General features: G+C 72.8%; 10 protein-coding genes and 1 other RNA gene. 4 read left to right on the top strand and 7 right to left on the bottom strand.

The genetic code is table 11. The features are described 5' to 3' along the window. Both ABD946_RS11990 and rnpB read left to right on the top strand, forming a co-directional pair. Positions 1 to 227, top strand: a 227-nt coding sequence (locus ABD946_RS11990) for a winged helix-turn-helix transcriptional regulator (RefSeq protein WP_345282789.1), incomplete at its 5' end; no start/stop codon positions are given. 13 nt (positions 228 to 240) lie between these two features. Then, an RNA gene (gene rnpB / locus ABD946_RS11985) (RNase P RNA component class A) lies at positions 241 to 642 on the top strand. A 131-nt stretch (positions 643 to 773) separates the two neighbouring features. On the opposite strand, the gene ABD946_RS11980 is transcribed toward rnpB, so the two are convergent. Continuing rightward, positions 774 to 1,736, bottom strand: a complete 963-nt coding sequence (locus tag ABD946_RS11980; RefSeq protein WP_345282785.1) for a hypothetical protein — start codon at positions 1,734 to 1,736, stop codon at positions 774 to 776. A gap of 215 nt (positions 1,737 to 1,951) precedes the next feature. Next, positions 1,952 to 2,917: a hypothetical protein gene (locus tag ABD946_RS11975; protein WP_345282782.1), complete on the bottom strand. Its 966-nt coding sequence runs from the start codon at positions 2,915 to 2,917 to the stop codon at positions 1,952 to 1,954. Positions 2,918 to 3,256: 339 nt separating this feature from the next. Here ABD946_RS11975 and ABD946_RS11970 point away from each other — a divergent pair, with 339 nt between their 5' ends. Continuing rightward, positions 3,257 to 3,574 carry a hypothetical protein gene (locus ABD946_RS11970; RefSeq protein ID WP_345282779.1) on the top strand — a complete coding sequence of 106 codons (318 nt, stop codon included), beginning with the start codon at positions 3,257 to 3,259 and terminating at the stop codon, positions 3,572 to 3,574. A 108-nt stretch (positions 3,575 to 3,682) separates the two neighbouring features. On the opposite strand, the gene ABD946_RS11965 is transcribed toward ABD946_RS11970, so the two are convergent. The 5 genes from ABD946_RS11965 to ABD946_RS11945 all read right to left on the bottom strand — a co-directional run bounded on the left by ABD946_RS11965 (position 3,683) and on the right by ABD946_RS11945 (position 7,090). Continuing rightward, a complete protein-coding gene (locus ABD946_RS11965) occupies positions 3,683 to 4,804 on the bottom strand; it encodes a serine hydrolase domain-containing protein (protein ID WP_345282776.1) in 1,122 nt (373 codons plus the stop codon). A 44-nt stretch (positions 4,805 to 4,848) separates the two neighbouring features. After that, a complete protein-coding gene (locus tag ABD946_RS11960) occupies positions 4,849 to 5,439 on the bottom strand; it encodes a DUF4097 family beta strand repeat-containing protein (RefSeq protein ID WP_345282773.1) in 591 nt (196 codons plus the stop codon). A 190-nt stretch (positions 5,440 to 5,629) separates the two neighbouring features. After that, positions 5,630 to 6,103, bottom strand: coding sequence for an NUDIX domain-containing protein (locus tag ABD946_RS11955; RefSeq protein WP_345282771.1), 474 nt, complete (start codon positions 6,101 to 6,103; stop codon positions 5,630 to 5,632). 73 nt (positions 6,104 to 6,176) lie between these two features. After that, a complete protein-coding gene (locus ABD946_RS11950; RefSeq protein WP_345282769.1) occupies positions 6,177 to 6,422 on the bottom strand; it encodes a hypothetical protein in 246 nt (81 codons plus the stop codon). Positions 6,423 to 6,472: 50 nt separating this feature from the next. Then, positions 6,473 to 7,090 (bottom strand): TetR/AcrR family transcriptional regulator, encoded by a 618-nt coding sequence (locus ABD946_RS11945; RefSeq protein WP_345282767.1) that lies wholly within the window; start codon positions 7,088 to 7,090, stop codon positions 6,473 to 6,475. Positions 7,091 to 7,203: 113 nt separating this feature from the next. Here ABD946_RS11945 and ABD946_RS11940 point away from each other — a divergent pair, with 113 nt between their 5' ends. Beyond that, positions 7,204 to 8,202 carry an ABC transporter permease gene (locus tag ABD946_RS11940; protein WP_345282765.1) on the top strand — a complete coding sequence of 333 codons (999 nt, stop codon included), beginning with the start codon at positions 7,204 to 7,206 and terminating at the stop codon, positions 8,200 to 8,202. Positions 8,203 to 8,295 lie beyond the last annotated feature (93 nt).

Below are 8,295 nucleotides of genomic sequence, written 5' to 3'. Positions count from 1 at the left end.
CCCTCCGCCGGCTCCACGTCAACGGTCTGGTCGACCGGCACTCCGCTGACGGCCCGTCACCCCGCCCGGAGTACCGCCTCACCGAGCTCGGCCGCAGCTTCCTGGCCCCGATCGAGGCAGTCGGCGGGTGGGCCTTCGAGCGACGGCGACGAGGTGATGGCCGCCCGGGACGCCGCTCTGCCCCCCGAGCCGCTGTCCTGACCGCCCGGCCCGACCGGCTACGATGACCAGTACGGCGGACGAGCCGGCCGGGCGGTCGCGTCGGGTCCCTTCGGGGGCTCGCCGAGGAACGTCCGGGCTCCACAGAGCAGGGTGGTGGGTAACGCCCACCCGGGGTGACCCGCGGGACAGTGCCACAGAAAGCAGACCGCCACCGACTCCGGTCGGTGGTAAGGGTGAAACGGTGGTGTAAGAGACCACCAGCGACCGAGGTGACTCGGCCGGCTAGGTAAACCCCACCTGGAGCAAGGTCAAGATCGGCGCCCCCGGGCGCCGTGCGCGGATGCACGAGGGCTGCTCGCCCGAGTCCGCGGGTAGACCGCACGAGGCTGTCGGCAACGGCAGCCCTAGATGGATGGCCGCCTCCCCGGGCCGCGCAAGCACCCCGGGAGACAGAACCCGGCGTACAGGCCGACTCGTCCGCCGCCAAGCTGGGGAAAGGCCCCCTGACCTGCGTCTTCGCAGGTCAGGGGGCCTTTCTCATGGCCGATGGGAGGAGTGCGCCCTCCGGCCCGTTCGAGTCCTCACAGCCCGGTGCCGGGGCCCGGGGTGGGTCAGGCCTTGCCCCAGGTGCCGGAGGACCAGAGGGCGCCGCCGGCGTTGGGGCCGCCGTTCTGGCGGTAGAGGACGAAGTTGCCGTCCTCCTGGGCGATGACGTAGGCGCCGGGGTTGCCGTGGGTGTTGGTGCTCCACGGGGTGCCGAACTCGGTGAGGACCTCGAAGGCCCCGTCCGGGTTCATGTACGCGAAGCTCTCCGGCTGGTTCCAGGTGCCGGTGGACCAGATCGGCCGGCCGTCGGACTTGCGGTAGAGCACCACGTTGCCGTCGTTCTGCTTGAGCAGGATGGTGGTGCGGGACTCCACCCACATGCCGCCGAGGAGCCCAAGGTCGGACTCGATCTTGCTGGACGGCTTGCCGGTGTACGCGCCGTTGACGACCTCGGGGAGGGCCCCGGTCCCGTTGCTCCAGAACGGGTCCCCGCCGGTGCGGGGGCCGACCAGCAGGTCGCCGAGGGCGAGGGCGAAGTAGGAGTCGGGGTGGTTCCAGGTGCTGGTGGACCAGAGGCCGCCGCCGGTGGTGGGGCCGCCGCCCTGGCGGTAGACGACGAAGTTGCCGTCCGTCTGCATGGTGGCGTAGGCGCCGGGGTTGTTCCAGGTCCGGGAGGACCACAGGGCCTGGATGCGGGAGCCGTCGGTGGCGACCAGGTAGAGCACCAGGTTGCCGTCGGTCTGCATCACCAGGGTGGTGCTGCCGGCGTTCAGGCTGCTGCCCGACTCCAGCCGCTGGCCCGGCATCAGGAAGGCGACCTGAGGCGCCTCGGAGTCGGACGGGGCCGCGTTGGGAGCGGACTTGAGGGCCTTGGCGGCGGGCGCCTTCGGCATCGTGCGGACGACCGGCGCGGGCTTCTCGGACTTGCCCGCGGCGTGTGCGGCGACGGATCCGGTGGTGCTGGTGGCCAGGATCGCGCCGGCGCCGATCAGGAGCGCGGCGGCACGCTGAAGCGTGCTCTTACGCATGGGTCCCCCTAGGAAAAGGTGAAGAAGCTGTCGAAGACTGGTGTTCGACAGAGAGTTTCTACACCACCCGAGTGACAACCGGACGGGATTTTCCCGGCGCCCGGGGCCGGGAGAACGGCTCGGGACGAGGGGGTGAAGTCCAGGGGTGATTCCCCCCGGCGGGTGGGCCGGGGGGAATCACCGAGGTGGGGGGACGGCTCTGGGGCCGTGGTGGCTCAGGCCTTGCCCCAGGTGCCGGAGGACCAGAGGGCGCCGCCGGCGGCGTGGCCGCCGCCCTGGCGGTAGACGACGAAGTTGCCGTCCGCCTGGGCGATGGCGTAGGCACCGTGGTTGCCCTCGGTGTAGGTGCGCCAGTGGAGGTTGTTGTCGTCGGCGACGAAGAGGACGCCGTCCTCGTCCATGTAGGCGTAGGAGCCCGGACGGTTCCACGTGCCGGAGGCCCAGATGGCCCGGCCGTCGGACTTGCGGTAGAGCACCAGGTTGCCGTCGTTCTGCATGATCAGGATGGTGCTGCGGGACTCCACCCAGGTGTTGGGGTCGAGGCCCTGTTCGGTGCCGATGGTGTCCGACGGGTTCTCCGTGTACTCGCCGTTGACCTCGGTCGGGACGAAGCCGGTGCGGGCGTCCCACAGCGGGGCGTCGGAGCCGGGGACGCCGATCATCAGGCCGCCCCAGGCGAGCACCAGGACCGCGCCGGGGTGGTTCCAGGTGTTGCTGTGCCAGATGGCGCCGCCGGTGGCGTCGCTGCCGCCCTGACGGTAGATCACGAGGTTGCCGTCGGCCTGCATCTCGGCGTGGGCGCCGGGGCTCCACCAGGTGCCGGAGGCCCACAGGGCCTGGATCCGGGAGCCGTTGGAGGCGACCAGGTAGAGCACCAGGTTGCCGTCGGCCTGCATCACCAGGGTGGTGCTGCCGGCCGTCACGCTGTCGCCGGGGGCGAGCACCTGGCCCGGGCGCACCACCGCGGTGAGCGCGGCGGCGGCCGGGGCGGCCTGGGCGGTGGAGGGCGCCGACCGGAGGGCCTTGGCGGCGGGCGCCTTCGGCATGGTGCGGGTGATCGGCTCCGGCTTGCCGGTGAGGCCCGGTGCCGGGGCGGCGACGGCTGCGGGCCCGGCGGTGGCCAGGACGGCGCCGATGCCGACCAGGAGCGCGGCGGCACGCTGGTACGTGCTCTTACGCATGGTTCCCCCTAGGAAAGGTAAAGAAAGTGTGTATGTCTTGAGTGCGACAGAGAATTCATACACCAATGCGAAATCGGCATCCGCGGCGGGGGGTGTGCGACGGGGGATCCTGCCCCGTGGGCCCCGGGCGGTGGTCACCGGGGTACTACGTCCGCGAAGCGGGGTGTGAGGCGACCCCAATGTATCCCGCCGGACCGTCGGTCCGGTAGGACACGGAACACCCTTTTCCGATCTTGTCCGGGCCGGGGGCGCGGGCCCAGACTCGACGCATTCCACGTCTCTTCCCACCGGGCCCCGTCGGGTCCGGCGATCGGGCGTGCGGTGACGAAGGGGGACGTGATGGTGGATCAGGAGCGGGTGCTGCGGGCCCGGATGAGGCTGCTGAGCCTGGACCGCAGGCTGCTGCGCGGGACCGACGGGCTGTGGGTCTACCGGACGCTGGTGCAGGTCAGCCCGGAGGCGTACGGGTCGAGGCTGGCGCGGGTGCTGGTGGAGGCGAGCGGCTCGGAGCGGGTGGCCGGACTTCCCGGGCGGCGGCGGGCGTTGCTGGCGGAGGCCAGGGAGTGGGCCGAGCGGATCGAGCCCGGGCACCCGTACCGGGAGAAGGTCATGGCGCGGCTGGTGGAGGCCGAACTGCGGGAGGGGATCGGCGGCTGACGGCACGTCGGCGGGCCGCGCCGGGCTGGAGGCCCGGCGCGGCCCGGGGCCGTAGGGGTGGATCGTGGGCGGGTCAGGACTGCGCGGGGAGGACCGGCGGGAGGCGGGTCAGGACCGCGGGGGGAAGACCAGCGGGAGGAGGGTCCGCTGGACCTTGGCGAAGGCGGCGGCGGTCTCGGCGAACTCGAGCCGGGCGTCGCCGGTGGTGAGCGAGGCGATCAGGGTGGTGCCGCCGTCGGGGGAGCCGTACATCAGGGCGCCCCAGCCCCAGAAGCCGCCGTTGTGGGTGTAGAGGGTGCCGGCCTCGGTCTCCTCGACGATCAGGCCCAGGCCGTAGGCGAACTTCGTGTGCGGGGTGCGCATCTCGGCCATCAGCTCGGCGGGGAGGAGGCGGCCGCCCAGCAGGGCGGAGAAGAAGACGTGCAGGTCGCGGGTGGTGGAGATCATGTCGCCGGCGGCGGAGATCCACGAGGGGTTGGAGCGGGTGACGTCGACGGTCCGCCACTCCTCGCCGTCCCGGTAGGTGTAGTAGCCGTGGGCGTGCGGGCCGGGCAGCTCGGGCGAGGCGTCCGGGACCAGGGTGCCGGTGAGGCCGAGCGGGCCGAGCAGGCGGTGGTGCATCTCCTCCGCGTAGGGGCGGCCGGCCAGCCGCTCGACCAGAAGGCGGGCCAGCACGTAGTTGGTGTTGGAGTAGCTCCAGTCGGTGCCGGGCTCGAACCGGGCCGGCTTGGCGAGGGAGAGGCGGAGCAACTCCTCGGGGCGGTAGGTGAGGAGGAGGTTGTCCACCCACTCCTGGCCCTGCCAGGGGATGCCGGGGGCGGTGGTGCCGTCCTCGTAGTACTCGCCGGTGTGGTTGAACAGGCCGCTGGTGTGCTGGAGCACCATCCGCACCGTGATCCGGCGGTCCAGCCCGTACCCGGGCAGGTGGTCGTCGACCGGGTCGTCCAGGCCGAGCAGTCCGTCGGCGACCAGGAGCAGGACCAGGGTCGCGGTGAAGGTCTTGGTGTTGCTGCCTATCCGGAAGTGCCCGTCGGTCGGTGGCGGGGCGTCGGAGCCGAGCTCGCCGACGCCGGCGCTGCCGGTCCACTCGCCCTGGCAGTCGTTCACCCGGACCTGGATCCCGGCCCAGCCGTCGGCGGCGATCTCCTCGACGGCGGCCCGGAGTTCGGGGCGGTCGGTGCTGGTGGCGGTGGTGACGCCGGTGGCGGTGGTGGTGAGGTGGTCGGACATGGTGGCGATCTCCTTGCCGGGTCGGGGTGTTGAGGGGTGGCGGGTCAGAGCGAGCGGGCGGTGATGTCGCCGTAGGCGGTGGTGGCGCGGATGGTGAGGGCGGGGGAGCCGTCGTTGCGCAGGGCGTTGACGACGCGGCCGTAGGAGGTGGAGGCGTCCAGTGCGGCGGAGCTGCCGCGGGCGGTGGTGACGGTGATGTCGCCCTTGGCGGTGGTGAGTTCGGCGTCGCCGGACAGCGAGCCGAGCCGGATGTCGCCGGCCTGGAGGGTGATCCGGGCGGCGCCGGTGCCGTCGAGGTCCACGGTGCCGTCGGCGCCGGTGAAGGTGACCTCGCCGAGGCGGCCGGTGGAGTGCAGGGCGCCGTCCGCGATCTCGGCCAGCACCCGGGAGCCGGTGGGCAGTTCGACGGTCACCTCGACCGAACCGGAGGGGCCGAAGGCCCGGTTGGCCGACTCGGGGGTGTGGATGCGCAGCGCGCCGTCCTGCTGCTCGACCACGGTCTGCTCGGCGGCCTTGACGTCTCGGCTGCTGCCCGGGTCGGCCGGGAGGATCCGGACGGTGGCGTCGGTGCGGTCGGTGGCGATGATCCGGAGCCGGCCGGAGGCGATGGTGATGGTGGCGGTGAAGGTGTTCACGGTGGTCCGTCCCTGCGTCGTTGGCGTTTTCTGACATCGCAAACGCTACGTTGCAGTCACGGTATGGGCAACCAGGAAGTTGCATCAAGTAGAGGAAACTGCAGGTGAAGTGGCATAAATCATTGCAACAAGAGTGCTGGCTAACGCAACGTCAGCTGATGCATTGTTGCAATGGGCCGATGGTGAACGCTCAGGTGGCGAGGTACTGGGCGGTGCCGGTGCGGCGGGCCGTGGCGAGGGCGGCGACCAGGGCGTAGCGGGCCGGGGTGAGGATCCGCCGCCAGTCGTCGAGGGCGTACACGCGGACCTCGGTGTGCTCGGCCGGGTCGAGGACCAGGGCCTCGATCTGGTCGGCCGTCAGCAGGCCGCCGTCGAAGGCGAGGCCCAGCTTGGCGGGCCAACCGTCCGCCGGGGCTTGGAAGATGACGCCGAGCAGCCGCGGCTCGCCGCGCAGGGTGTGGCCGGTCTCCTCGCGGACCTCGCGGACGGTGCTCTCCCACGGGTGCTCGCCGTGGTCCACGTTGCCGCCGCCGAACTGCCAGACCTCGGGGTCGTAGACGGACTTGAGCATGACGGGGCGTCCGGCGGTGTCGGTGGTGAACGCGCACGTCCAGACGATGCCGTGGGTGAGCGTCTTCAGGTGTTCGGCCAGAGGTAGCTGCACGAACGATCAACGAGGCGCACGGGCCGCCGGTGGCGGGGAGGTGGATCCGGCCACCCGATCGAGGGCGGGGCTGTCAGTCGAACAGCGGCTGCTGGTCGGCGGGTTGGGTGGCCGGCAGGCCCTCCAGCGGAAGCTGGTCCTGGCGGGCGGCGGCCTCGGCCAGCGGGACGTGCGTCATCGAGCCGGGGCAGAGCGCCAGCGAGCGGCTGTGCAGCTTGTGGTCGTGCACGACGCCGTAGCCGGCGCGGGTGGCCAGGGGCATCAGGGCCACCTGGCGGGAGCAGGACGGCTCCGGGCAGCGGACGCGGGGCAGCTTCATACCGCCAGCATCGCGCAGGGGTGCGACAGTGCGCGGCTCCCCGGCGGCCGCTACTGCGCGGGGGCGGCCGGGCGGAGCACGGCCCGCAGGGCGGCGCCGATCGCGCTGGGGTCGACGTCGCCGAAGAGCGCCTGCTGGGCGATCAGGCCCTGGGCGGTGGCGATCAGGATCCGGGCGAGGTCGGCGGCCGGGACGTCGGCCGGGAGCCGGCCGTCCTGCTGGTACTCCTGGACCAGCCCGGACCAGAGCTCGTGCAGGGCGGCGAACCCGGCGCGCAGGGCGGCGGCCAGGTCCTCGTTGCGCTGGGTCTCGGCCCAGACCTGGAGGATCAGGCGGGTGGAGACCAGCGGGTCGTCGCCGCCGGCGGCCATGTGGAAGACCCGGTCGAGCACGGTGGAGAGCAGTGCGTCGGGCGTGGGCCGGGGGCTGGCGCCGGCGGCCTCGGCGTAGGCGGAGCGGATGGTGTCCACCACCTCCACGGCGATGGCCCGGATGATGTCGTCCTTGCTGGCGAAGTACCGGTAGACCGCCCCGGCGGAGAGTCCGCTCTCGCGCAGCACGTCCTGCATCGAGGTCGCGTGGAACCCGTTGCGGGAGAAGCAGCGGACGGCGCCGTCGAGGATCTGGCGGCGGCGGGCGTCGAGGTGTGCCTGGGATACGCGGGCCATGGTCGCCACCGTAGAACGAACATTCCTTCTTGACAACCGCGCCACGGGCGTCCGACAGTGAGTCTCGTAAAACGAACGATCCTTCTTTTTTGACTTGAGAGCGGAGAACAGTCATGTCCGCCGACCTGCCGCCGACACCGCGTCGGATCGCCGTCGTCTGCCTCGTCGTCCCCCTGCTGGTGGCCTTCGCGCTCTGGGCCTTCGCCTGGCCCGCCGCCCGCCTGGCCCCGCACGACCTGCCGGTCGGCGTGGCCGGGCCGGCCGCCGCCACGGCCGAGGTGAAGGAGCAACTCGCGCACCGGCAAGGCGCGTTCGAGATCCACGAGTACGCCGACGGCCCGGCCGCCCGGGCCGCGATCGAGCAGCGCGAGGTCTACGGCGCGCTGGTGGTGGGGCCGCAGGGCCCCGAGCTCTACACCGCCTCGGCGGCCGGGCCGGTGGTGGCCCAGCTGCTCCAGAGCGCGAGCGGCGGCCGGGCCGCGGTGACCGACGTGGTCGCGGCCCCGGCGGCCGACCCGCGCGGCGCCGTACTGGGCGCCGGGCTGCTGCCGCTGGTGCTGGCCGGGATCGCCTCGGGGGCACTGGTGACGGTGCTGCGGCTGCGCGGTGCGTCGGCGATCGGCGCGCTGCTCGGCGCGGCCGCGCTGACCGGGCTGGTGGCGGTGGCCGTCGGCCACGCCTGGCTGGGCGCGCTGAGCGGCAACTGGCTCGCCGAAGCAGGGGTGTTCGGGTTGACCGCGCTCGCGGTCGGCGCCACCGCGGCCGGGCTGGCCTCGCTGATCGGCATGCCCGGGATCGGGATCACCGCCCTGCTGATGGTGCTGGTCGGCAACGCCTTCTCGGGCATCACCTCGGCCCCCGAGATGCTGCCCGGTGCGGCTCGGGTGATCGGCGCCCAACTCCCGCCCGGCGCGGCCGGATCGGCGCTGCGCTCGGTGGCCTACTTCGACGGCGCGGCGGCCGGCCAGCCGCTGCTCACCCTCGCCCTGTGGGCCGGGCTCGGCCTCGCGGTGGTCGGACTGGTCGCGGCCCGGCGGCGGGCCGCCCCGCCGGTCGGGACCGCTCCCGGGGGCGCCCCCGAGGCGGCTCCCGAGCCGGTGGCGGCGGCCTGACCGGTCGTCAGCGGGCGCCGGTCACGCAGGGCCCGCCGGTCCCGCCGGGCCCGCTGACGACCGCTCGGGTCTTGAGCCTGTGCCTCGGCCTGC

This window comes from Kitasatospora albolonga (assembly GCF_039535905.1).
Taxonomy (GTDB): domain Bacteria; phylum Actinomycetota; class Actinomycetes; order Streptomycetales; family Streptomycetaceae; genus Kitasatospora; species Kitasatospora albolonga.
This window is presented reverse-complemented; position numbering and strand designations above follow the sequence as displayed.

Excerpts from the sequence above, each read along its gene's own strand:
- ABD946_RS11965 (WP_345282776.1), bottom strand. The coding sequence starts at position 4,804 with ATGTCCGACCACCTCACCACCACCGCCACCGGCGTCACCACCGCCACC.
- ABD946_RS11940 (WP_345282765.1), top strand. The coding sequence starts at position 7,204 with ATGTCCGCCGACCTGCCGCCGACACCGCGTCGGATCGCCGTCGTCTGC.
- ABD946_RS11945 (WP_345282767.1), bottom strand. The coding sequence starts at position 7,090 with ATGGCCCGCGTATCCCAGGCACACCTCGACGCCCGCCGCCGCCAGATC.
- ABD946_RS11950 (WP_345282769.1), bottom strand. The coding sequence starts at position 6,422 with ATGAAGCTGCCCCGCGTCCGCTGCCCGGAGCCGTCCTGCTCCCGCCAG.
- ABD946_RS11975 (WP_345282782.1), bottom strand. The coding sequence starts at position 2,917 with ATGCGTAAGAGCACGTACCAGCGTGCCGCCGCGCTCCTGGTCGGCATC.
- ABD946_RS11980 (WP_345282785.1), bottom strand. The coding sequence starts at position 1,736 with ATGCGTAAGAGCACGCTTCAGCGTGCCGCCGCGCTCCTGATCGGCGCC.
- ABD946_RS11970 (WP_345282779.1), top strand. The coding sequence starts at position 3,257 with ATGGTGGATCAGGAGCGGGTGCTGCGGGCCCGGATGAGGCTGCTGAGC.